The 21,276-nt window shown below is 59.1% G+C and carries 24 protein-coding genes; 8 read left to right on the forward strand and 16 right to left on the reverse strand.

Going from position 1 to position 21,276, the window contains the following annotated elements:
- Positions 1-26: 26 nt before the first annotated feature.
- Together ACR1XY_RS13895 and ACR1XY_RS13900 are read right to left on the reverse strand one after the other, a co-directional pair.
- Positions 27-689 (reverse strand): DsbA family protein, encoded by a 663-nt coding sequence (locus tag ACR1XY_RS13895; RefSeq protein WP_480594055.1) that lies wholly within the window; start codon positions 687-689, stop codon positions 27-29.
- A gap of 14 nt (positions 690-703) precedes the next feature.
- Complete coding sequence (locus tag ACR1XY_RS13900; protein ID WP_480594058.1) at positions 704-1,210, reverse strand: DUF721 domain-containing protein; 507 nt, start codon at positions 1,208-1,210, stop codon at positions 704-706.
- An 81-nt stretch (positions 1,211-1,291) separates the two neighbouring features.
- On the opposite strand from ACR1XY_RS13900, the gene mutY reads away from it, so the two are divergent.
- Positions 1,292-2,347, forward strand: a complete 1,056-nt coding sequence (gene mutY / locus ACR1XY_RS13905) for an A/G-specific adenine glycosylase (protein WP_480594060.1) — start codon at positions 1,292-1,294, stop codon at positions 2,345-2,347.
- A gap of 59 nt (positions 2,348-2,406) precedes the next feature.
- Positions 2,407-3,543, forward strand: coding sequence for an alkane 1-monooxygenase (locus tag ACR1XY_RS13910; protein ID WP_480594062.1), 1,137 nt, complete (start codon positions 2,407-2,409; stop codon positions 3,541-3,543).
- Positions 3,544-3,621: 78 nt separating this feature from the next.
- On the opposite strand, the gene ACR1XY_RS13915 is transcribed toward ACR1XY_RS13910, so the two are convergent.
- The 4 genes from ACR1XY_RS13915 to ACR1XY_RS13930 form a co-directional block, all read right to left on the reverse strand.
- On the reverse strand, positions 3,622-5,010 hold the full coding sequence (locus ACR1XY_RS13915) for an adenylate/guanylate cyclase domain-containing protein (protein ID WP_480594063.1): 1,389 nt from the start codon (positions 5,008-5,010) through the stop codon (positions 3,622-3,624).
- A gap of 144 nt (positions 5,011-5,154) precedes the next feature.
- Entirely contained in the window at positions 5,155-6,255 is a 1,101-nt protein-coding gene (locus tag ACR1XY_RS13920) for a DNA methyltransferase (RefSeq protein ID WP_480594065.1), read from the reverse strand.
- 107 nt (positions 6,256-6,362) lie between these two features.
- Positions 6,363-6,980 (reverse strand): ribonuclease HII, encoded by a 618-nt coding sequence (locus tag ACR1XY_RS13925; protein WP_480594067.1) that lies wholly within the window; start codon positions 6,978-6,980, stop codon positions 6,363-6,365.
- Between the two features lie 110 nt (positions 6,981-7,090).
- Positions 7,091-7,582, reverse strand: coding sequence for a hypothetical protein (locus ACR1XY_RS13930; RefSeq protein ID WP_480594069.1), 492 nt, complete (start codon positions 7,580-7,582; stop codon positions 7,091-7,093).
- A gap of 175 nt (positions 7,583-7,757) precedes the next feature.
- On the opposite strand from ACR1XY_RS13930, the gene ACR1XY_RS13935 reads away from it, so the two are divergent.
- From ACR1XY_RS13935 to ACR1XY_RS13945, 3 genes are all read left to right on the forward strand, one after another.
- On the forward strand, positions 7,758-8,045 hold the full coding sequence (locus tag ACR1XY_RS13935; protein ID WP_480594071.1) for a hypothetical protein: 288 nt from the start codon (positions 7,758-7,760) through the stop codon (positions 8,043-8,045).
- Positions 8,017-8,718: a winged helix-turn-helix domain-containing protein gene (locus tag ACR1XY_RS13940; RefSeq protein WP_480594073.1), complete on the forward strand. Its 702-nt coding sequence runs from the start codon at positions 8,017-8,019 to the stop codon at positions 8,716-8,718. The genes ACR1XY_RS13935 and ACR1XY_RS13940 overlap by 29 nt, the downstream gene beginning before the upstream one ends.
- Positions 8,719-8,824: 106 nt before the next feature.
- Positions 8,825-10,396 carry a DUF427 domain-containing protein gene (locus ACR1XY_RS13945; protein WP_480594075.1) on the forward strand — a complete coding sequence of 524 codons (1,572 nt, stop codon included), beginning with the start codon at positions 8,825-8,827 and terminating at the stop codon, positions 10,394-10,396.
- A 74-nt stretch (positions 10,397-10,470) separates the two neighbouring features.
- On the opposite strand, the gene ACR1XY_RS13950 is transcribed toward ACR1XY_RS13945, so the two are convergent.
- The 6 genes from ACR1XY_RS13950 to ACR1XY_RS13975 all read right to left on the reverse strand — a co-directional run bounded on the left by ACR1XY_RS13950 (position 10,471) and on the right by ACR1XY_RS13975 (position 14,158).
- On the reverse strand, positions 10,471-11,262 hold the full coding sequence (locus tag ACR1XY_RS13950; protein WP_480594078.1) for a DUF1217 domain-containing protein: 792 nt from the start codon (positions 11,260-11,262) through the stop codon (positions 10,471-10,473).
- Entirely contained in the window at positions 11,259-11,660 is a 402-nt protein-coding gene (gene flbT, locus ACR1XY_RS13955; protein WP_480594082.1) for a flagellar biosynthesis repressor FlbT, read from the reverse strand. Before flbT ends, ACR1XY_RS13950 begins: the two co-directional genes overlap by 4 nt.
- Complete coding sequence (gene flaF / locus ACR1XY_RS13960) at positions 11,660-12,034, reverse strand: flagellar biosynthesis regulator FlaF (RefSeq protein WP_480594085.1); 375 nt, start codon at positions 12,032-12,034, stop codon at positions 11,660-11,662. Before flaF ends, flbT begins: the two co-directional genes overlap by 1 nt.
- Positions 12,035-12,111: 77 nt before the next feature.
- Entirely contained in the window at positions 12,112-13,323 is a 1,212-nt protein-coding gene (locus ACR1XY_RS13965) for a flagellin N-terminal helical domain-containing protein (RefSeq protein WP_480594090.1), read from the reverse strand.
- Between the two features lie 210 nt (positions 13,324-13,533).
- Entirely contained in the window at positions 13,534-13,893 is a 360-nt protein-coding gene (locus tag ACR1XY_RS13970) for a flagellar biosynthesis protein FlgN (RefSeq protein ID WP_480594093.1), read from the reverse strand.
- Positions 13,877-14,158, reverse strand: coding sequence for a rod-binding protein (locus ACR1XY_RS13975; protein ID WP_480594096.1), 282 nt, complete (start codon positions 14,156-14,158; stop codon positions 13,877-13,879). Before ACR1XY_RS13975 ends, ACR1XY_RS13970 begins: the two co-directional genes overlap by 17 nt.
- 111 nt (positions 14,159-14,269) lie before the next feature.
- Between ACR1XY_RS13975 and fliK the strand changes: the two genes are divergently transcribed.
- The 3 genes from fliK to ACR1XY_RS13990 are packed head-to-tail and all read left to right on the forward strand — an operon-like array spanning position 14,270 to position 17,087.
- Complete coding sequence (gene fliK / locus ACR1XY_RS13980) at positions 14,270-15,499, forward strand: flagellar hook-length control protein FliK (protein ID WP_480594099.1); 1,230 nt, start codon at positions 14,270-14,272, stop codon at positions 15,497-15,499.
- Between the two features lie 2 nt (positions 15,500-15,501).
- Positions 15,502-16,167 carry a flagellar hook capping FlgD N-terminal domain-containing protein gene (locus tag ACR1XY_RS13985; protein ID WP_480594102.1) on the forward strand — a complete coding sequence of 222 codons (666 nt, stop codon included), beginning with the start codon at positions 15,502-15,504 and terminating at the stop codon, positions 16,165-16,167.
- Between the two features lie 26 nt (positions 16,168-16,193).
- On the forward strand, positions 16,194-17,087 hold the full coding sequence (locus ACR1XY_RS13990) for a phosphotransferase (RefSeq protein WP_480594105.1): 894 nt from the start codon (positions 16,194-16,196) through the stop codon (positions 17,085-17,087).
- Positions 17,088-17,090: 3 nt separating this feature from the next.
- Here ACR1XY_RS13990 and ACR1XY_RS13995 read toward each other — a convergent pair whose 3' ends face one another.
- From ACR1XY_RS13995 to ACR1XY_RS14010, 4 genes are read right to left on the reverse strand one after another with little or no spacing between them, the layout of a single operon-like run.
- On the reverse strand, positions 17,091-18,392 hold the full coding sequence (locus tag ACR1XY_RS13995) for an NAD(P)/FAD-dependent oxidoreductase (RefSeq protein ID WP_480594108.1): 1,302 nt from the start codon (positions 18,390-18,392) through the stop codon (positions 17,091-17,093).
- Positions 18,389-19,207 carry an ABC transporter permease gene (locus tag ACR1XY_RS14000; RefSeq protein ID WP_480594111.1) on the reverse strand — a complete coding sequence of 273 codons (819 nt, stop codon included), beginning with the start codon at positions 19,205-19,207 and terminating at the stop codon, positions 18,389-18,391. The genes ACR1XY_RS13995 and ACR1XY_RS14000 overlap by 4 nt, the downstream gene beginning before the upstream one ends.
- On the reverse strand, positions 19,204-20,094 hold the full coding sequence (locus ACR1XY_RS14005) for an ABC transporter permease subunit (protein ID WP_480594262.1): 891 nt from the start codon (positions 20,092-20,094) through the stop codon (positions 19,204-19,206). Before ACR1XY_RS14005 ends, ACR1XY_RS14000 begins: the two co-directional genes overlap by 4 nt.
- Complete coding sequence (locus ACR1XY_RS14010; RefSeq protein WP_480594115.1) at positions 20,094-21,221, reverse strand: ABC transporter ATP-binding protein; 1,128 nt, start codon at positions 21,219-21,221, stop codon at positions 20,094-20,096. The genes ACR1XY_RS14005 and ACR1XY_RS14010 overlap by 1 nt, the downstream gene beginning before the upstream one ends.
- Positions 21,222-21,276: the final 55 nt, after the last annotated feature.

Consider the following 21,276-nt stretch of genomic DNA (forward strand, 5'->3'; position numbering starts at 1 on the left):
CGAATTGAGCCGGTCGCAGCAGGCAGTTAGCTGCCCAGTTCTTCTTCGATCAGCTTCTTGAAATCGGGATAGGACATGTTGTCGACCTTCTTGCCGTTCACGATGAACGAAGGCGTTGCCTGAATGCCGTCCCGCTCGGCGTTTTCCTGATACCAGGCCACCAGAGTCTGTGCGCGGGTGCCGTCCTGCAGGCAGGCCTCAAGCTGGTCGTTGTCGATACCGGCCAGGCGGCCGATCTTGCGCAACTCGTCCACGATCTCGGCCGGGCCACCGGCTTTGACCCACTCGGACTGGCCTTCAAAGATCAGATCGGAAATGCCAAAGAACTTTTCGGGGCCGCCACAGCGCGCCACCATCGAGGCCCACAGGCCATAGCGGTCGAAATACACCTCGCGGTAGGTGAATTTGACCTTGCCGGTGTCGATGAAGTCCTTCTTCATCTGCTTGTACGCGCCCAGATGGAAAGTGGCGCAATGGGGGCAGGTGTAGGACGCATATTCGATGATCTCGACCGGCGCATCCTCGGCGCCCTGCACCATCTCGACGATGGTCGAGGTGTCCAGATCAGCCTCTTGCGCCTCGGCACTGCCGACCAGCGGGTAAGACGGAGAGGAATTTGACAGCGACAGCCAATAGCCGCCTGCGGCGATGGCGACCGCCGCGCAGATTCCAGTTGCGATACGGCTCATTTCTTAGCCCTTTCTCAGCGTTTTTGCTTGGATAAAACGTTACGGCCCAGACGTTCAAGGGCCGCGCGCAAATCACCATCGTGAACGTCGCGTGCGGTCCGGCCTGCCTCGGCTGCAATCTCTGGGTCAATCTTGGGTTTCGCCGGTTTCGGTTTATGGTCGAAACTGGCCTGCCCCTCGGCAAATCCGGTCGGAGCGGTCTGGGTGATGCGTACTCGGCTGATGGCGTTATAGCCGTACACCGCGTTCACCTTGCCCCGCAGCTGTTCCTTCTGCATCTCAAGCATCGGGGCCTGCGGGCCAGTGGTCAGAACGGTCAGCGTCGCGCCGATCCCTTCCCTGCCATAGCCCACCTTTACGGGTCGCGCGATAGAGGCCAGGTCCTGACCTACGATTTCGGCCCAGTGGGTCAACAGGCGCGACACAGCAAAGCCCCGGCTTTCCCCGGCGCGCCGAATCTGACCGTTCAGCAATGTCGCGGTGCGTTTGAACCCGCGGGTCGAAGAACGTCTGCGTTGCATCTGGTTTCCAACTCCTGCGCCGCTATTGTAAAGGGCGTGACACCGGGCGCCAGCGAAACCCGACAGGGAGATAGATAAAACTTGCGTGACTCTATTCAACAGGACCTGAGCGGTGCTCTGCTTGACTGGTACGACCGCCACGCCCGCGAAATGCCCTGGCGCATCGGCCCGGCAGATCGGGTCGCAGGGGTGATACCCGACCCTTATCGCATCTGGCTTTCCGAAGTGATGCTGCAGCAGACAACCGTGGCCGCCGTGCGCGACTATTTCAACCGTTTCACATCGCGTTGGCCCACGGTTCAGGCACTGGCCGCAGCCCCGGACGACCAAGTCATGGGCGAATGGGCCGGGCTGGGCTACTACGCCCGCGCCCGCAACCTGCTGAAATGCGCGCGGGTTTTGACCGACGTTCACGGTGGTGTCTTCCCCGACAGCTATGACGCGCTACTGAAACTGCCCGGCATCGGCCCCTATACCGCCGCGGCCATTTCGGCGATTGCCTTCGACCGACCCGAGACGGTGCTGGACGGCAATGTCGAACGGGTCATGGCCCGCCTTTACGACCTCCACGATCCCCTGCCCGGTTCGAAACCGTTGCTCAGGGAAAAAGCCGCCGCGCTGACGCCAGACACGCGGCCAGGGGACTATGCGCAGGCGGTGATGGATCTGGGGGCCACGATCTGCACGCCGAAATCTCCGGCCTGTGGTATTTGCCCGATGCGCGATCCCTGTCAGGCCCGCGCAGCTGGAACGCAGTCCGACTTGCCACAGAAGACACCCAAAAAGCCCAAGCCCACGCGGTACGGTCATGTCTATATCGCACAAAGCGACAACGGCGCCGTGCTGCTGGAACGCCGCCCTGACAAAGGGTTACTGGGCGGGATGCTGGGATGGCCCGGCTCGGGCTGGTCTGACACACCGGAGGAAACGCCCCCGTTTGAGGCGGATTGGCAAATGCTGTCTGGTGAGGTGCGACACACATTCACACATTTCCACCTGACCCTGCGTATCTGGACGGCTCCGCTGCCAGCCGGACGCACGCCCGAAGGCCTGATCCTACTGGATAAGCACGCCTTCCGCCCTGGCGACCTGCCGACCGTAATGCGCAAGGCGCACGACCTGTGGCGCAACCGATAGCCCATTGAACGCCCCGTCGGACTGTGCCTAGTCTATGCGCAATCGTTCGGAGCCCCACCATGACCGCAACCCAGTCCCTGTCTCGCTGGCAATCGGCCCTGCCCTTCTGGATCTCGTTCCTGTTGATCCCGATTATCTGGGCAACGGCGACGGCTGGCAGCTGGTGGGTCCTGCTTATTCCGATGTCGACATGGTGGGCCTTTGCCGTGCTGGACCGCCTGACCGGGCTTGACCTGAGCAACGCCGACCCCGACACGCCAGACCGCGCGCTGCGCTGGTATATCCTGCTAACTAAAGCTTGGGTTCCTTTGCAGTTCCTGACCCTGTACGGGCTGATCTGGTACGCTACCCATACTGACCACCTGTCCACGCCGGCCAAGTTCGGGTTGTTCTTCGGCATGGGCACCATCTCGGGCACAATTGGTATCAACTACAGCCACGAGTTGATGCACCAAAAGGGTCGGCTCGAGCGTTGGCTGGGCGATATCCTTCTTGCGATGGTGCTGTATTCGCACTTTCGCTCCGAACACCTGCTGGTTCATCACCGCTATGTCGGCACCCCGCGCGACCCGGTTACCGCGCGCTATAACGAAGGCTTCCACCGCTTCTATCCCCGCGTCCTGAAACAATGCCTCGTCTCTGCTTTCCGTGCCGAGCGCGCAAAACTGGCCCGCAAGGATCGCCACTGGACCGACTCTTCCAACCCCTTCTGGCGATATTGGGCTCTGCAAGGCGCGATGCTTGCCCTTGCCCTTGCGATCGGAGGCCTGTCTGGACTCGCCCTGTTCCTGATTCAAGCGGGTACTGCCATCTGGCAGCTGGAACTGGTCAACTATGTCGAACATTACGGCCTGACCCGCAAACATCTGGGTCAGGGCAAATACGAGCATGTCCTGCCGCGCCATTCCTGGAACGCCTCGCAGAAGGCGTCGAACTGGCTGCTGATCAACCTGCAGCGGCACTCGGACCACCACTACAAACCGAACCGCCGGTTTCCGCTGCTGCAGCACCACTCCGAAGATGCCGCGCCGCAACTGCCCTACGGCTATCCGGTGATGACCGTCGCCGCGATGGTCCCGCCTCTCTGGCGCCGGGTCATGAATCCCCGCGTTCGAGCCTGGCGCCTCCAATACTACCCCGAGGTCGCCGACTGGGCACCCTACAACCGCGCAGAAAACCCCTTACCTCAACCCTGACCGCAGCGCGCGCCAGCGCGCTGCCCGGCCCAACGATCCGTCTTGAATCTCTGATGCAGGGTAGATCGGCGGGAGCGCCTACTCTGCCATCACCCACACGTCCATCGGATTCTCCACCCCCCGGACCGCTTGCTTTTCGTGTTCGGCAAACCCGGCCATCACCTCCGGCACGCTGGCGCCTTCCTTCTGCAACTGGCTCCGCACCGAGTCGCTGATGATCACCTTCGCCTTAAAACCACGGGTCAGCGCTTCCAGTTTGGCGGCCACATTCACCGCATCCCCGATCACCGCAAATTCCAGCCGATTGGCCCCGATATCACCCAGAACCACTGCACCAAAATGGACCCCGATCCCGACGCTGATTTCGGGCTCTCCCGCCCGGCGGCGCTCAATGTTCCACCGGTCGATCACCGCAACCATTGCCCGGGCACAGGCCACCGCGTTGCTCGCATCCGATGGCGTTGGCACCGGAGTTCCAAAGGTCGCCATCAGCCCGTCACCCAGATATTTATCCAGCGTACCGTGGTGCCGAAACACCTCAGCCTCCATCCGGGCATGGAAACCGCGCAGAACCTCGATAACCTCATAGGGATCGCGCCCGGCAGCATATTTGGTGAACCCCACAATATCGATGAACAGCACCGCAATATCTTCCTTACGCACCTGCTTGAGCGGCTCGTCATTCTGACTGAGTTCATCCACAACATTCGGTGAGAAGTACCGCGACAGGTTCGCCCTTTCGCGCTCCAACCCCGCATTTGTCATCAGCAACCGGTTGAGCCGCCGCATCGACACGCCCAGCGTCACCGCAACCATCATGAATACGACTACTTCCTGGATGCGTTGGGTGGGCATGAAACTGTTGGGGTCCAACAACTCAGCCACATCCGGATAACCGGTCAAAGCCTCCGCCACACGTTCGCTGAGCCCAGGCATCGGCATCGCAACCCACCAGGCGATGATCCACCCTGCGGTCCACATCCCCGCTGTCCATGATCCTATCGCAATCACCGTGCGCCAGGAATACGCCAGCGTTCCGGCCGCCAGAATGATGAAGAAATACTGGAAGTTATCGAACCGGTACTGCATTGCCAGCGGCCGCACATCGTCGCTGAACGGATTGGGCACAATCATTGCCGTGGTCATGATCAGCAGGTCTGCAAAAATTAGCAACAACTCGGTCCGCGATTGCCCAACACGGCCCGCCCGACGGATCAACCAACCGTTTGCGCATATCAGCAGCAGGATGAAGTGATACCACATCACATCCCATTGTGGATTGAGGTAAATCAGCAGCACACCGGTGAGTCCCATCGCGATCCAACGGGCGCGGACGGCAAGCTCAAGCCCCTCGCGCTTGTGCCTTTCCAGCGCGGCTTCCGTGTATTTGTTCTCCAGATCAAACCTGTCCGGGCGGGTCACAAAGAACCGGTCAAAGCGGGATTGGCTGGCAATGGTATCAGACATCGCTGAGGCTCCTTCACTGTGCCGCAGGATACAACAGGCGCGGATTGAGACCAGACACCCGGAAAACAAAAGACCCCGCCGAAATCGGCGGGGCAAGGCTTAGTGCCTTGTGTCAGGCCACAGGCACCGGCGGTATTGGTGAAATCAATTCATCTCGGCCCGGATTTGCTGGCGCAGAACGTCGATCGGTACGGTCTTGCCGTCGCGCCTAAAACACCAGTAGGTCCAGCCGTTGCAGGACGGAGCATTCTCGAGATGCGCACCAACCTGATGGATCGAGCCCTTGACGTTGTCGCCCACCAGCGTGCCATCGGCGCGGACCTTGGCCTTGTGGCGCCGGTTCATCGAAAAAAGCTCCTCGCCCGGGCGTAGCATCCCGCGTTCGACCAGTTGGCCAAAGGGGACGCGCGGCTCGGCGCGTTTGCTGGCGCTGACTTCCAGCGCCTCACGGTCGAATTTGCGAACTTTGGAGATGCGTTTTGCAGCCACTTTGCGATAGCTTTCCTCGCGCTCGATCCCGATGAATTCGCGGCCCAGCATTTTGGCAACGGCGCCTGTTGTCCCGGTGCCAAAGAACGGGTCCAGAATAACATCGCCCGGATTGGTCGAACCAATCAACACGCGATGCAGCAGCGACTCCGGCTTCTGCGTCGGATGCGCCTTGTCGCCGTTTTCATCCTTCAGGCGTTCATGCCCGGTGCAGATCGGCAGCACCCAGTCGCTGCGCATCTGAACACCTTCGTTCAGCGCCTTCAACGCTTCGTAGTTGAACGTGTACTTCGCACCTTCGCGTTTCGACGCCCAGATCATCGTCTCATGCGCATTGGTGAATCTCTTACCGCGGAAATTCGGCATCGGGTTCGACTTGCGCCACACGACGTCATTCAAAATCCAGTAGCCCGCATCCTGTAAGGCCGAACCCACACGGAAGATGTTGTGGTATGAGCCGATAACCCAGATCGCACCATTCGGCTTGAGCAGACGATGCGCCGCTTTCAACCACTCGCGGGTGAACTGGTCATACGCGCCAAAGCTGCTGAACTGATCCCAGTGATCATCGACCGCGTCTACCTGGCTGTTATCGGGGCGATGCAACTGGCCTTTCAGCTGCAGGTTATAGGGCGGATCCGCAAAGATCAGGTCCACCGACGCCTCGGGCAGACTGTTCATCACATCGATGCAGTCCCCGGAAAGAATCGTGTTTAAAGGGAGCGCTTTTACGCCCTTTTTGGTGGTTGTTGTCATCTTACTGCCTCAAGTATCCACGGCGCTTTTGCGCTCATTTGGTTGAGACAAGGATGAGTCAAAGACGATTCGCCGTCAATTTCTTTTTTGAATCAGCAACTTACAATTTACTCTTGATACAAGATATTGTGGACCGGCTTGAACGAACGTCTATGGTGTGGGGTCACACCAAGATTTTGCAGTGCGTCCTTGTGTTGTTTCGACGGATAACCTGCGTTTGTCTCCCATCCATAGCCCGGATGCTGTTGCGCCAAATCCACCATCAGTTGATCGCGCCAATTTTTTGCGACAATCGAAGCAGCTGCGATCGACACCGAATGCGCATCACCTTTCACCACCGCCTGCGCTGGAATCGTTAACCCGTGCGGTATCAGGTTCCCATCGATCAGCAGGTAATCCGGCGGCGGGTCCAATGTCGCGACCGCGCGTTCCATCGCCAAGTGCGAGGCGCGCAAGATGTTGTGTTCGTCGATCTCTGCCACCGTGGCCTCAGCCACCGCGATCTCGGCTCGGCCGCGCAAGCTGGCCTCCAGCGCGGCGCGGCGCTTGGCAGTCAGCTTCTTGGAATCGTTCAACCCTTCGGGGATGTCTTCAGGGTTCAGGATCACGGCGGCCGCCACCACCGGCCCGGCCAGCGGCCCGCGGCCAACCTCATCCACGCCTGCGATCCGAAGGTACCCTTGCCTCGCGGCGGCTTTTTCAATTTCATAATCTGGTTTCGTCATGCCTTCGGAAAACCGCGTTTCACCGCTCATCGCAAGAAAAAAGAGAGGGCAGCTTGCGCCACCCTCTCCCTGCACGGCGCTTCTGTGGCGCCGCTCCTGCTCGAAAATCGTTACTTGTAACTCACCCGGTATCCGTTCTGACGCAGGCAGCCTGGGTGGTACGCCCGCTTGACCTTTTTGCCATTCCAGAACCTGACCTTGCACTGGTCCGGCAGGCTATTGCTGTATTTGTAATACTTGCTCAGGCAGTTCTTGCCCAACAGCGGTTGATCGGGCGAGAACCCATGGAAGGTGCGCAAGCATCGTTGCGGCAAGCTATAGCGCGCAACCCGTTCCGGCAGCGGGCGCACATTATGCGGCCTGTGTTTTGGCTTTGTGTGCACGTGGTTTTGGGGTGCCTTATATATGTGATTGTAGTTATTCGTAACGGTGTTCTTTTTTTTGTTTTCGTCGTTGAAGTGCTTTACCGCGACACCAAGCAGTGCGATGGCCGCCAATCCACCCAGGATATCTTCGACATCGGCTGCCCGCGCCTGCGACGCCGAAATTCCGGTGATGGCAACCGCAGAGGCCACAATCAGGGCTATGAACTTCTTATGCATGGTGCTTGTCCTTCAGTAGTCTCAGGGGCCCGGTGGCGGGCCATGTGCTCGATGCCCTGACACTGGGTCCTCCCTGCCCAGACAAGCAATAACGGCCCCCTGTTATCCGATATCAGGCCGGCCAAACCCCTTGGGTTATTGAATATCGCACCGACCCATGCGCAGGATGCGGCCTATGAAACATATCCTCTCTTCTCTGGCCCTGCTGGCCCTGATATCGCTTGGCTCTGCTGCCGCGGCGGCCGATTGTTATGCCGATTACAAGGCCAAACGGGACAATCCGCTACGCCTGCACTATGGCGTCATGCAGGTTTCGGCCTGCGACAAGGGGCAGGCAAAACGTGAAGTCGCCCAGCGCCTCAAGGGCTCAGGGTGGACCCTGCTGAACGTCATGTCCGTGTTCGGACCGGAAGGATTGGATAAAAGGAAGGCAAATGCCGGACAATTCTATCTCCGTTACTGAGGCCCGCCGATCCGGTGTCAGATTGGTCGGCGCGGGCATCGCGGCGATCGTGTTGATTCTGGTGACGGCGGCGATCTTCCTGTTCTGGACACTGCCCGATGCCAACGCCTTCAACGCGCGAGTCGAGCGGTTGTTCATCGAAAGCGACCTGACCTCGCAGACGGAAATCCGCCTGCTTGAGATTCTGGCGCAATCCGGCACCGCCTTTGCCGACACGCTGTCCAGCTATCGGATGGTGATCTTCGTATTGCTGGTCTTTGCCTCCGCCATGCTGGTGACGGCGCTGGTGTTTCTGGTGATGCTGGTGTTGCTGAACCGGCGCATGGCCCAGATCGAGCGCACCGGTATTCAGGTGACCTCATTGCTGATCAGCCGCGAGGAAAACACCGTCTACCTGAACAATATGGATTTCAAACTGACCCCGGCGGCGATGGAAACCCTGTCTGTGCTGGCTGAATCCCGTCTAGATGACGAGGTCCTCTCGGGCGTACAGATCGAGGCGATGATTTCCGGCAAGGACGCCTCGGAATGTGACGAGGCAGCAGGCGCCACCCGGATCAAACGGCTGCGCGATGCCTTGGGCAACCAGATAGTCAGCGAGTTGCTGGTCAAGAACATCGCCAAAAAAGGCTATATGCTGTCGATCGAAAAAGACGTGATTCAAATGATCTGATACGGCGGCCTCGCACAGGGCACGTGCGGTAAAAAGCCGGTGACACCCCTTGGAATGCAACCGCCAAAGCCCCATCCTATAAAGACTCGCGTCAGGGAGTCTGATGATGAATGTGCACACCACCCCAAAGACCAAAGGTTACGGCATCTCGGTCGAAGAGCTGACCGGGCGGGTTGCGATTTACCGCGATGACACCCTTTTGGCCGAAAGCACCAACGCCAAAGTCATGTATGAAACGCGACTGCCGGCAACGATCTATTTTCCGCGCGATGACGTCTGCATCAATCTTGGCGACGAAACCGAATTGCAGACCTTCTGCCCCTTCAAAGGAACCGCGACCTATCACGATGTCATATTGGATGGTCAACGTCTGGCCAATTCCGTCTGGGCATATGAAGACGCCCTGCCCGAAAGCACAGCCATTCAGGGCCATATCGGCTTCATGCCCGAAGCCTATACGCGGATCGATCTGGGCGAGAACAATCTGCGCGACCCCGAGGATGGCAATATCAGCGGCCCACTGATCGATTGGCTGATGCGCGGCGCGTCCGAGAACCAAACCCCTGAAGCATTCACTAAAGCCCTGGCTGAGAAAATGCTGGAGCACGGGATCGCCATCCAGCGGCTCAGCATTCTGGCCTGGTCGCTGCATCCGCTGATCGCAGGCAAACACTATATCTGGGAAAAGGGTGAGGCCGAGATTTCGACCAATGTGCCCACCTATGAAATCCACGACCATCCGGCCTATATCAACAGCCCCCTGCGCCACGTGTCGAACGGTTTGGGCGGGGTACGCCAGCGGCTGAACGACGAAAACCCGCAAAACAGCTTTCCGATCATGGAAGACTTGCGCGCTAAGGGGGCAACCGATTACGTCGCCATGCCGCTGCCATTTTCGGACGGGCGCACTAACGTCCTAACGCTGACCTGCGACCACCCGAACGGGTTCACCACCGAAAACCTGGGGCTGGTGTTCGAATGTTCCTCGGTCATTGCCCGGTATTACGAGGTCTTCATGCAACGTGAGAACGCGCAGGTTCTGCTGGAAACCTATGTGGGCAAACGATCCGGCGCGCGGGTTCTGGGGGGCGAAATCCGACGGGGTGACGGGGACGAGATCGACGCTGCCATCATGTTCTGCGACCTGCGCAACTCCACCAGCCTGGAAGAACGGCTTGGCCGCTCCGCCTATATCAACCTGCTGAACGAGTTCTTTGAAACCGTTTCCGGCATCGTGCATGACAATGGTGGCGAAGTTCTCAAGTTCATCGGCGACGCCGTTCTGGCGGTGTTCCCGGCCGGAGACGATTCAGAGTCGGCGCGCTGGAACGCCCAGCGGTCAGCCATCGAAATCGTTGAAAAACTGGGCGATCTGCGTCAATCCGGCTCCGAGACCCATTGCGATTGCTCGATCGGTGTTGCCTATGGACGCGTTACCTATGGCAATGTCGGATCACGCGAACGGCTGGACTTCACCGTGATTGGACAGGCCGCAAACGTGGCGGCCCGATTGGGGGAATATGGCAAAAAGGTAGGCCATCGTATTGTCGTCTCGGCTGATATTCAGCCAGCCTGCGCCAATGCGGTGCCGCTGGGGGATATCAAACTGCATAACGTATCCCAGCCGGTCATATCCTACGCCCTCCAAACGTCAGCAGATGCGGTATTGAACAACTGACGCCCGTAATTCCGTACAAGTATTGTGATTTGGGCCGGGACGTGGAGTGCTAGACGCCGAGGCCGTGACCCATCTCAAGCCCCCAGCAAGATCAGAGCAGTCTGAGCAGGGAAAATCGTGTTCTGCAACTGTGCAATCTGGCTGCTGGCCAGAAACCGGTCGATCAGTTGTGCCACCGCCGCCTCATCGGTGAACTGCGACAGATCATCGAACCCGGTCAGCCCCGACAGCCTGTCTTTGAACACCACAAGTTGCCGGTCGATATCCAACTGAGCGAAGCTCGAAGGCAGGCCGAGCGCCGTTTCCATCATGCTGCGCAGCGGAGGCAGACTCATCAGATCGAACCACTTTGTATCTGCGCTGCCGCTTTGCGCGGCCAGATCGCCCAGGGCGTGCTGTGCATAAAGCGCAATACGCATGGTTTCGTCGGACTCGCCCACCGCGATTTCGAACCGCGACACGTCGTTGTCGCGCGCAATATCTTCCATGAACGTCGCCAACCCCGTCCGGCGTATTTCCCCCGGCCCAAGACCGAAGGCTTCGGAAAACTCCCGATACCTGCCGTCCGACAGCCGGTTTGACAGCGCATCATCGGCACTGGTGCCATCGGACAGCACCTTCTGGATGAAGTAGCGATTATTGATATCGTCTTCCAAACCGAAGGCGCCCAGGGCGACCTGCAACAAGCGGCGGTCCGACACCAAATCCTCAGCCGTTTGCACCTTGCCGATATTTTCCAGAAAATACTGCCTCTCCCTCTCATTGACGGATGACGAGGAGAAGCTGTCGAGTTGCGCCTCGTAGGTGCGCTGCAGAAACCGCCAGCCCACCAAACCGCCCGTAGGAATGACAGGCTGGAATGTCATTGCTGATACGCCATCAAGCGTTCTTCGCGCGGCAACAATGCGCGCAGCGATTTCAGACACTTGTAGTATTGCTCGGCCAACAGGGCCTCGGTCGCCTCTGACAGAACGCGGCGGCTGTCCGCGTCGGTGAAGACCTGGCTCAGCTCTTCGACACGGCGCAGCAGCTGCTGACGGGCGCGATCAGGCTCTGCATCGCCGGACAACACAAGCTGCGCGGCGTAACAGACCCGCCTGACCGGGGTGTTTACCTCATCCGGGTGGATGGCGTCCCGCAAGCGCAAGACGTTTGCATCGGGCGTCATGATCGAGAACCGGCAGCGACGATCCCCGTTTTCAACAACCACACCGTTGATCAGCACCCTCTCTTTTGGTGCGAGTTTCAGAACCAGCCCGCCCATCAGGTAGTCCCCATTTGCCGAAGGCCGCGCAGCACGGCCATGTTGATCTCAAGCAGAGGTTCCACCGTCGCCTTGTTGCCCAGAACCTGGCTGCTGTGCTGCTCGGTGAACTCGGCCAGATAGAAAATCCGGGCCCGCAACTCGTTGGGCAAGGCATTGTCTGAATCCGTGACACCGCTGGCCAGAACGGTCCAAAGACGGCGATTTTCGTGCAGTGCCTGAACGAACCCGCCAAAATCCGATTTTTGCCGGGCTGCGGCAGCCTTGAGCCGGTGCGTGATCTTTGAAATCGCCTCGTACTCGGTATCGCGCGGTGTGCGCGTGGGGGCAGCGGTCTGCGCATAGGCTCGCTGTGCAAGAGTGTGCGGTGTCACTTGAAATCCTTCCAATAGTCCGTCTTTTGGCGATCAGGGCCGGGGCGCATTTCCACGCCCCAGCCGGGTTCCGAAGGTTAACGGAACAGAGACAGGATGGACTGCGGCGCCTGGTTGGCGATCGACAGCGACTGGGTGGCCAACTGCTGCTGAACCTGCAGGGCCTGCAGACGGGCCGAGGTCTCTTCCATGTCGGCATCAACAAGCGAACCGATACCGGATTTGAACGAGTCAGCCAGGTTTGAGATGAACTCTTTCTGGGTCTCGATCCGGCCCTGCGACGAACCGAATGCAGCCGAAGCGTCAATCGAAGTGTCAATCAGGGTTTCAATCGTTGCCATAGCCGCGGTTGCGCCAGCGCCGGTCGAAACGTCAATGCCGGTCAACGCGCCCAGACCGCCCGAGCCTGCGTTCACATACTGAGCCGAGAATGAGACGTCATTGCCAGTTGCGTTGGCGACCGACAGCGTGCCTGGAGTGCCCGAGTCGTAATCAACGGTCAAACCGGTGATGCCCAGTTCGTCGATCTTTGCCTTCAGGCCCACAGCGACAAGGTCACCTGTGGTTGTCGCAGCAGCGTCCGCAGCCGAGACGGTATATGAAACGACCTGATCGTTAATTGCGACAACAACCTTGTCACCCGCAGCAAAAGCGCCGCTGGATTCATCTGTCACCAGCGCAGTTGCCGAGGTTGCCCCGTTGTCGATGGTCGCGCCCACTCGGTCGTTGCCGGTCGAGGCGCCTGTCGAACCGTCAAACACCTGAGCCGCCGTATAACCGCCAGTCGACAGGTTCTGACCAGCCACAGAGATCGACGAAGCGGTCACCGCGCCTGTGTTGTCACGATCGAGCGAGGCCAGAATCGAAGCGGAACCTGAAGACCCGTCCACCAGATTCAGGCCGTTGAACTGCGCCGCACTAACAACCGAGTTGATCTGATCTTTCAGAGCGGTCACGTCGTCATTGATCTTGCCACGATCCACGTTGTCTTCCTGTGCCGCGACGATCTTACCTTTCATCTGGGTCAGCAGATCGGTCACTGTTTCAGCGGCATTCCGGGCCACTGCAACGGTCGATTCACCCAGCGCCAGGCTGTCCTTGATCGCGTTGAATCCATTAACGTCGGATTCCATGACCTTGGAGATCGCCCAGACGGCTGAGTTGTCTTTGGCAGTTGCAACGTCCTTGCCGGTCGAGATCGCGTTCTGGGTTTGTGCCAGGTTCTTGTTGACCGATTTCAGAGTTTGCAGCGCAACCATTGCGCCATTGTTGGTCAGAATGCTGGACATAGCTTTCTTCCTTTTCCGTTCGGGCCTTTTACGCCCATGCTTACCCCGCATCATCCGCGGGCTTTGACGTCTTTCTGATCAGTGCGATCCGCCGCCGGGCTGTTCGCGCCACCTGCTGAATTCAGGTGCCCGACCACCTTTGCCCCTGATCCCCTAACGGAGTGCTAAAGCGCCCAAGCGAGAAAATTCGGATTTGAATCAAACCCGTCGCTATGCCCGTTTTTCCAGCTTCGCATGGTGACGCACGGTGTATCCGTTGCGCTGGCCGTCAGCGCCATAGGTGCTGAACTCCTGCCGCACGCGACGCAATTCAGCCATGTGGCTGGCGACGGCGCGAATCCCCTCTGCCGCGCTGTTCAGCAGAGCCTGATTGCGTTCCACTTTTTCTTGCAGGCGAATCAACTCGGCACTGTCAAAAACCCGAAGCTCATTGATCGACCCGATAAGCTTTTCCTTTTCCGGCGCCATGTGATTCAGCCAGTCCAGGTCACCATCCACAAGCGCGTTACGCTCAAGGTCTAGTACTTCTTCCAAGGACTTGATCAGATCGGCATCAGTTTTGTTCGGCATTGGTTTTCTCCATCATTGACTGGATCAAAATTTCGGACAGGCCGACGCCACCGGATTCGGCCAGGGCGCGCGCCTGATGCTGCACAAGGAAAGAGGAAAACTGGTCTTCCCCTGCGCCACCGCCGAAGGATTGGCGCGCTTTGCCCATTCCGGTCGCCTTGAGCATTTCTGCGAGAAACGCCGCCTCCAACTCGACGGCGGCGGCCTGAACTTTCTGGGATGTTGTCGGCGGTTGCGGGGCGGGTAGGGTCGCAGAAACCTTCATTGCTTTCTCCGAGATTTGCATCGAACTTTCTCGATCAAAGGCGAAAGCGGTTAAAATAAACGTAACTTCCTGCGGGCAGATTTTCGGTTACACAAAAGGAGCCGGAGCAAAATGCCCAACCCTCTTTCAGCGGCGATGTCCTCACCAACCGCCGCCACGAAACCAGATGCCACCCCGCATGAGGCACGCGAATCCAAAGGCGGCATGTCCTTTCAAACGGTGATGGATCAGGACATCGGCCCGCAGTCCGGTGACGCTGAATCGGCTGACATTCTGGTTCAGGATCCGGATGCGGCGGCAGAGCTGGAGATCATCTCGGAAGAGAATCAGGCCACAGACATTGCTGTTGCTGCGAATGACCGGCCCCCTGTCGAAACACACCCTGTTGCAACGGAGGTCGTTCCAATTCCGGTTTTGGAATCGCCTCCAAAAGAGCCCACTTTCACACCTCCGGTCGCCACGGCTGATGCTGAATCGACCGGGGACAAGCAACCGGATTTCCCGGGGGTAGAAACCCTGCGAACAACCGAAAACCCAGTGCAGCGTTCGGTACCGCCGGCCTTTCAGGCTTTGGTCTCAGGAGCCGACCAACCGAGGCGGCCACATGAAAACGTCCTTAAACCGCAGAGCCTGCCGACGGGTCCGATCATTGCGGACTCTCACTCAAGAGAGACGCCGTTTCTGTCGGCAATTGCAGACCCGGTTCGGAATGTACTGCAGGCGCCGCTCACTCCCGGACCGATGCCGAAACATCCAAATACACCCGATCGCGCGCGGTCTTTAGTGCAAACGCAGCTTCTGGCATCCGACACAACCAGCATTCAGGCCACAACGCAGCCGGTTCCCGAGATCGAGGACATACAGGCCGCCAGAGAGGCCCCGACTTTATCAGTCACACGCGATTCGGGGCCAGCGGTTCAGGCGATGACAGCCACCGCCCGCGCGGAAACAGCGCGCGCCATCGCATCTCAGATGGCAACCGCCATCAACGTAAGGCCGCATTCCGGGGCAATCGAGGTTGCGCTGAACCCCGAGGAACTGGGGCGCGTTTCGATCGTTTTGAATGGCCGCGACGAAGGCCTGCACCTGACGATCACTGCGGAACGCCCCGAGACGCTGGACATGATGCGGCGCCACCTCTCGGTTCTTGAGGGCGAATTCCGGAATTTCGGTATGGGCAACCTGTCCTTTGATCTGGGTACATCTGCCGATGCGCAGCACGATGATTCTGACGGTGGTGCGGGCACCGAGCTCTCGGCCCCTCAACCTGAGCACGTCGCCGAAGTCGGCCCGGCACGCCCACACATCGCCCCCGACGGGCGGATCGATATGAGGCTTTAACCATGATCACCCCAACGCAATCGACGACACAGACCAACACGCCCGCGCAGACGGCATCCAATTCACAAGCTGCATCCGTGGCATCCGACTTTGATACGTTCCTGTTGCTGATGACCACCCAGGCGCAGAATCAGGACCCGCTGGAGCCGATGGATTCCAGCGAATATGCGTCGCAGCTTGCACAGTTTTCGATGGTCGAGCAGCAGGTGCAAACCAACGACGCGCTCTCAGAGTTGGTGCTGTCGCTAGGCGGCATCAAGCTGGAGGAGTTGGCCAATTGGGTCGGTGTGAACGTCCGGACCACTGCGGCGTTTCACTTCGACGGTGAACCTGTGGCCCTGTCCGCGCAATCTGCAGAGGCGGCTGATGGCGCGGTCATGGTCATCCGTGACAGCAACGGCACCGAGATTGAGCGGATTTCCGTACCAGTAACACAAACCGACTATACCTGGGCTGGCACAAAGAGTGACGGCAACCCCTTGCCGACGGGCAGCTATACGGCAACACTGGAAAGCTATGACGGGGATGAATTGCTGTCGACCCAACCCGTCGCAGCCTACAATCAGGTGGTTGAGGCACAGGTCGGGGACGATACTGTCTTGCTGACGCTGGAAAGCGGTCAGGTGGTACCGGTGGGAATGGTGACAGCAGTCCGAACCGGAACTTGATCTGCAGGGCGCGACAGGCCACACCTGTGCAACTACGACTCGCTTTTGTACCGGTGACCCCTCTGTCTGACCCAATTACCCCTCCGTTGGATCTTGTTGATGACCTGCGCGTTCAGGGCCTGGTTGCAGCGGATGCGCAGTTTCAGACATTGTATGGCGGGCGCACCAACCAGGTCTGGAAGGTACTGGAAGAAAACGGTGGTAAGGTGCTGAAACTGTATCGCGCCGGACCGCGCAACCCGCTGTTCCGCAACGATGCCGAGCTGGAGGCGCTGTGCTTGACCGCCTTGGAGCCCACCGGTTTTGTTCCGCGCCTGCGCTCGGCCGGTCAACATAATCATGGCCGATGGGTGTTCTACGATCACGCGCCGGGCTCACCCTGGCGCGAGGGGTCGGCTGAGGTAGGGGAGTTGTTGCGCAAGCTCCATACGCTCGACCTGCACGTTCAGGCGCCGAAAGGCTGTAATGGCACCGCGGATTTGGCGCGGCACGGGCAGAGTATTCTTGGTGGGTGCATTTCGAAGACGCGGGTTCTTTTAGAAGAGTTAAAGCCCAAGGAGCGGGTACCGCCTACCGCACGCACGTGCCTGATTCACGGTGACCCCGTGGCCGGGAATATTCTAACCGCACCTTCCGGTCTGACACTTATCGACTGGCAATGCCCAGCGCAGGGTGACCCGTGTGAGGACCTGGCTTTGTTCTTGTCCCCGGCGATGCAGTATCTGTACCGGGGCGCGGCTCTGACTCAGGCGGAAGAGCGGCGGTTCCTGTCTGCCTATGGCCATACAGATACAGTGGATCGGTATCAACGGCTTCGCCGCTGGTTCGCGTGGCGCATGGCCGCCTATTGCCTGTGGCGCATCGAAAACGGTGCGGGCGATTATGAGAAAGGGTTAGAGCTGGAGCTGGCAACGCTCTAACCGTCACCAATCTGCAAGCGCCATCACCGCATAGGCTGGTGGCAGCAACGCACGACGCCAGCGCCCCAGCGGAAACCGTTGCGGCGCACGTGCAATAGGCTCCGGGAGTTCGGCACCCTGCTCCAATACCATCTGGGCCAGCGCACGCCCGCAATAGGTGCCCATCGCCACCCCGTTTCCATGATAGGCAAATCCGACGAACAGCCCCGGCTGGCCGTCCACAGGCCCGACATAAGGCGTTAGACCCCGCGAGAGGCAGACCATGCCTGACCACATATGGGTTACGTCAACACCCGACCAACCCAGAAACATCTTCCTGAAATTCCTTATGACCTTGCGCCTGATGGCAGCTTCTGCCCGCGGTGATGACAGCAATCCTCCGCGCATTCCGAACAGAAACCTTCGGTCGGGCATCAGGCGGAAATAGTGCAGCAGTTGGCGTGTGTCATAGGCCATCTGGTACGAGGTCCAGCCCTGCGCCTGCAATTCGGCCTCGGACAAGGGACGGGTCACCAGTACAGTGGACTGCGCAGGCATGTACCGGCCTGCCATCCAAGATGGGATGTCCTCGCTGGAGTAACCGTTGGTGCAGATCAGCACGTTCCGTGCCCTGATCCGGCCTGAATCGGTCTGAACCTCGAAGCCGGATTTCGTTTTACGGACGGTTTGCGCGGCGCTTTGTTGGAACAGATCAGCGCCGCGCAATCGTGCCGCCTGCGCCAATCCGAAGAGGTACTTTCTGGGGTTCAGCGCAAATCCGACAGGGTTGGTGTAGCCGCCGTGGAACTTGCCGCCAAAGCCAAGCCCCGGCAGATCACCCGGTTCATGTAGCGTGCCGGACGCCTCAGCCTGCCGTCGCAGCTTGTCCATCGCGCGTGGGGTATGGGCCAGTTGGGTCTCACCCCGTGAATGCACCTCGGCGTCGATGCAATGCGTCCCAAGCAGGTCGGTGACCAGGTGAACAGCGTCTGCTTCGGCCTGGGCATAGTTGCTTGTGGCAGTCTCTCCAAACTGGCGGATCATCGCGTGACGGCTCAGCTTTGATCCGCCCAGACAACAGAACCCACCATTGCGCCCGGATGCGCCCCAGCCCGGTGTTTTGGCCTCAAGTACGGCAACCGACACTCCGGCCTCGGCGAGATGCAGCGCCGCCGAGAGGCCGGTGAAGCCGCCGCCGACAATAGCAACATCCGCATTCAGATCGCCCTGCAGGACCGGCCATTCGGGGCGGGCAATCGTTTCATCCCACCAGCAGTTGGTCCGGGGGCCGGGACCGTAGGTATAGTCGGGAAACAGCCGTTTCATTCAGTGCGCGCTGCGGCCATTTCATCCTGCTTTTGCCGCACCATCGCCCGTTTCGTGATCAACGACGCGGTGATGACCCCCACCGTCACAATCCCGATCATGATCGTGGACAGCGCATTGATCTCGGGGCTTACGCCCAGACGCACGGCCGAGAAGATCTTGATCGGCAAGGTCGTCGCAGACGGCCCCGATGTGAAGGAGGCAATCACCAGATCGTCCAGCGACAGGGTAAAGGCCAGCAACCAGCCCGAGATCACCGCAGGGGCGATGATCGGCAAGGTCACCAGACGAAACGCCTGCGCAGGCGAGCAGCCCAGATCCAACGCGGCCTCTTCCAGCGATTGATCGAATGTCACTAGACGCGAGGAGACGACCACGGAAACGAAACACATCGAAAAGGTCGTATGCGCCAGAACGATGGTCAGGATGCCCCGGTCCAACCCGATGCCGATGAACAGCAGCAGCAGCGACAGGCCGGTGATCACCTCGGGCATCACCAGCGGCGCGTAGATCATGCCGGAAAACAGCGTGCGGCCAAAGAACCGACCGCCGCGCACCAGCACATAAGCCGCCGCGGTACCCAGAATGGTGGCCAGCGTCGATGAGAACACCGCAACACGTACGGTTACCCAAGCGGCGTCCAGAAACGCTTCGTTCTGCACGACCGATGCATACCATTTGGTCGAAAACCCAGCCCAGACCGTCACCAGTTTGCTTTCGTTGAAGCTGAAGATGATCAGGATGATCATCGGGATATAAAGGAATGCAAACCCCAGGGTCAGCGAAACCGTGTTGAACCAACTCATCCTGTTCATCGGTCTACCTCCGCCTGTTTCTGCTGGTTGCGCTGAAACAGCACGATCGGGATCACAAGGATCAGCAGCAACACCACCGCCACTGCACTGGCGACCGGCCAGTCACGATTCGAGAAGAACTCCTCCCACAGCACTTTGCCGATCATCAATGTGCCCGAGCCGCCCAGCAGCGACGGGATCACGAACTCGCCTATCACCGGGATCATCACCAGAAAACACCCGGCGATGATACCGGGGCGCGACAGTGGGATGGTCACCAGCCAGAAGGCTTGCAGGCGGGAACAACCCAGATCCTCGGCGGCCTCGATCAGGGATTCATCCATCCGTTCCAGAGACGAATAGATCGGCAGGATCATAAAGGGCAGATAAGTGTAGACGATGCCGATATAGACAGCCGTATTGGTGTTCAGAATGGTCAGCGGAGTTGAGATGATACCCGTCCACAGCAGCAACTGGTTCAGGTAGCCTTCGTTCGACAGGATACCCATCCACGCATAAACCCGGATCAGGAACGAGGTCCAGAAAGGCAGGATTACCAGCATCATCAGCGAAGGGCGCCATTCTGCGGGCGCGCGGGCCATACCATAGGCGATGGGATAGCCCACCAGCAGCGTCAGAAAAGTAGAAATGACCGCGATTTTGACGCTGGAGAGATAGGCCTTCCAATACAGATCATCTTCGGTCAGCCAGACGAAATTCTCAAAGTCCAACTGGCTGAAGAAATCCTTGATCCCGGCCCAACCCTGCGACAGGTCCAGCGTCGGCGTGTAAGGCGGGATCGCCAGTTCGGTATCCGACAGCGAGATTTTCAGGACAATGAAAAACGGCACCAGAAACAGCGCCAGCAGCCAGACATACGGAACGGCAATCAGAAACGCGCGGCGCATCAGCTTGCCAGCAAAACCGCGGCGGTTGCTGTCCAGGACAGCCAAACCGGGTCTTCCCATGTAAACGACCGGCGCGAGATACGGCGAGTGTTGGCCGTCTGCGCCTTGATAATCGTGCCGTTCGGCAGTTCAACGTGATAGGTGGAGAGATTGCCCAGATAGGCGATGTCGTGCACCTTGCCCTGCACCGCATTGATCGCATCCGCCGGGCGGTCTGCCGAGATCGTCACCTTTTCAGGCCGGATCGCAAGGTGACAGGTCTGTCCCTGCGAAAACCCGTTGGCCGAGGTCGCCGTCAAGGGCGACTGCCCCTCGGCCCAGTCGATCTGATAGGTATCTTCGCCATTGGCCGAGGCCCGGCCTTCGATGATGTTCACATCGCCGATAAAATCCGCGACATAGACCGAGTTCGGGTTCTCATAGATGCGATCCGGCGTTGCCACCTGCATCAGCCTGCCCTGATCCATCACCGCAACGCGGCTGGCGACCGTCATCGCCTCTTCCTGATCGTGGGTCACGATCACAAAGGTGGTGCCGGTCTTTTCCTGAATATCCATCAGTTCGAACTGAGTGTCCTGCCGCAATTTCTTGTCCAGCGCGCCCAGCGGTTCGTCCAGCAGCAGCAGCTTGGGCGCCTTGGCCAGAGACCGCGCCAGCGCCACCCGCTGACGTTGCCCGCCCGAGATCTGGTGCGGCTTGCGGCGTGCGAATTGCTCCAACCGGGTCAGGCGCAGCATCTCTTCGACTCGATCCTCAAGGTCATGCTTGGGCATGTTGTCTCGGCGCAGGCCAAAAGCGATGTTGTCCCAAATGCTGAGATGCGGAAACAACGCATAAGACTGGAACATCATGTTCACCGCCCGCTTGTTCGGCGGGATCGGGTCGATGTCCTTCCCACCCAGCATTATGTGCCCCTCGGTGGGTTTTTCGAACCCAGCCAGCATCCGCATCATCGTGGTCTTGCCGCAGCCCGATGGCCCCAGCAAGGCAAAGAATTCTTTTTCGAAGATATCCAGAGACAGGTTGTCGATGGCCGTGAAGTCGCCGAACCGTTTCGTGACATTCTGGAACTGGATCAAAGGTTTCGCCTGTGGGTCATTCCACGGCGCAAAGACGTCAGAGTTCAAAACGGCCCCCGTTCGACATTCTGTAAAAGGATGCAAGGCGGCCAGGCCGCCTTGC

Source organism: Ruegeria sp. AD11(2025) (assembly GCF_056542405.1).

Coding starts and splice junctions, on each gene's coding strand:
- ACR1XY_RS13965 (WP_480594090.1), bottom strand. CDS start 13,323: ATGTCCAGCATTCTGACCAACAATGGCGCAATGGTTGCGCTGCAAACT.
- ACR1XY_RS13970 (WP_480594093.1), bottom strand. CDS start 13,893: ATGCCGAACAAAACTGATGCCGATCTGATCAAGTCCTTGGAAGAAGTA.
- ACR1XY_RS14000 (WP_480594111.1), bottom strand. CDS start 19,207: ATGAACAGGATGAGTTGGTTCAACACGGTTTCGCTGACCCTGGGGTTT.
- ACR1XY_RS13910 (WP_480594062.1), top strand. CDS start 2,407: ATGACCGCAACCCAGTCCCTGTCTCGCTGGCAATCGGCCCTGCCCTTC.
- ACR1XY_RS13995 (WP_480594108.1), bottom strand. CDS start 18,392: ATGAAACGGCTGTTTCCCGACTATACCTACGGTCCCGGCCCCCGGACC.
- ACR1XY_RS13935 (WP_480594071.1), top strand. CDS start 7,758: ATGAAACATATCCTCTCTTCTCTGGCCCTGCTGGCCCTGATATCGCTT.
- ACR1XY_RS13925 (WP_480594067.1), bottom strand. CDS start 6,980: ATGACGAAACCAGATTATGAAATTGAAAAAGCCGCCGCGAGGCAAGGG.
- ACR1XY_RS13940 (WP_480594073.1), top strand. CDS start 8,017: ATGCCGGACAATTCTATCTCCGTTACTGAGGCCCGCCGATCCGGTGTC.
- ACR1XY_RS13900 (WP_480594058.1), bottom strand. CDS start 1,210: ATGCAACGCAGACGTTCTTCGACCCGCGGGTTCAAACGCACCGCGACA.
- ACR1XY_RS13895 (WP_480594055.1), bottom strand. CDS start 689: ATGAGCCGTATCGCAACTGGAATCTGCGCGGCGGTCGCCATCGCCGCA.
- ACR1XY_RS13920 (WP_480594065.1), bottom strand. CDS start 6,255: ATGACAACAACCACCAAAAAGGGCGTAAAAGCGCTCCCTTTAAACACG.
- fliK (WP_480594099.1), top strand. CDS start 14,270: ATGCCCAACCCTCTTTCAGCGGCGATGTCCTCACCAACCGCCGCCACG.
- ACR1XY_RS14005 (WP_480594262.1), bottom strand. CDS start 20,094: ATGCGCCGCGCGTTTCTGATTGCCGTTCCGTATGTCTGGCTGCTGGCG.
- flbT (WP_480594082.1), bottom strand. CDS start 11,660: ATGGGCGGGCTGGTTCTGAAACTCGCACCAAAAGAGAGGGTGCTGATC.
- ACR1XY_RS13975 (WP_480594096.1), bottom strand. CDS start 14,158: ATGAAGGTTTCTGCGACCCTACCCGCCCCGCAACCGCCGACAACATCC.
- ACR1XY_RS13915 (WP_480594063.1), bottom strand. CDS start 5,010: ATGTCTGATACCATTGCCAGCCAATCCCGCTTTGACCGGTTCTTTGTG.
- ACR1XY_RS13945 (WP_480594075.1), top strand. CDS start 8,825: ATGAATGTGCACACCACCCCAAAGACCAAAGGTTACGGCATCTCGGTC.
- ACR1XY_RS13985 (WP_480594102.1), top strand. CDS start 15,502: ATGATCACCCCAACGCAATCGACGACACAGACCAACACGCCCGCGCAG.
- ACR1XY_RS13930 (WP_480594069.1), bottom strand. CDS start 7,582: ATGCATAAGAAGTTCATAGCCCTGATTGTGGCCTCTGCGGTTGCCATC.
- ACR1XY_RS13950 (WP_480594078.1), bottom strand. CDS start 11,262: ATGACATTCCAGCCTGTCATTCCTACGGGCGGTTTGGTGGGCTGGCGG.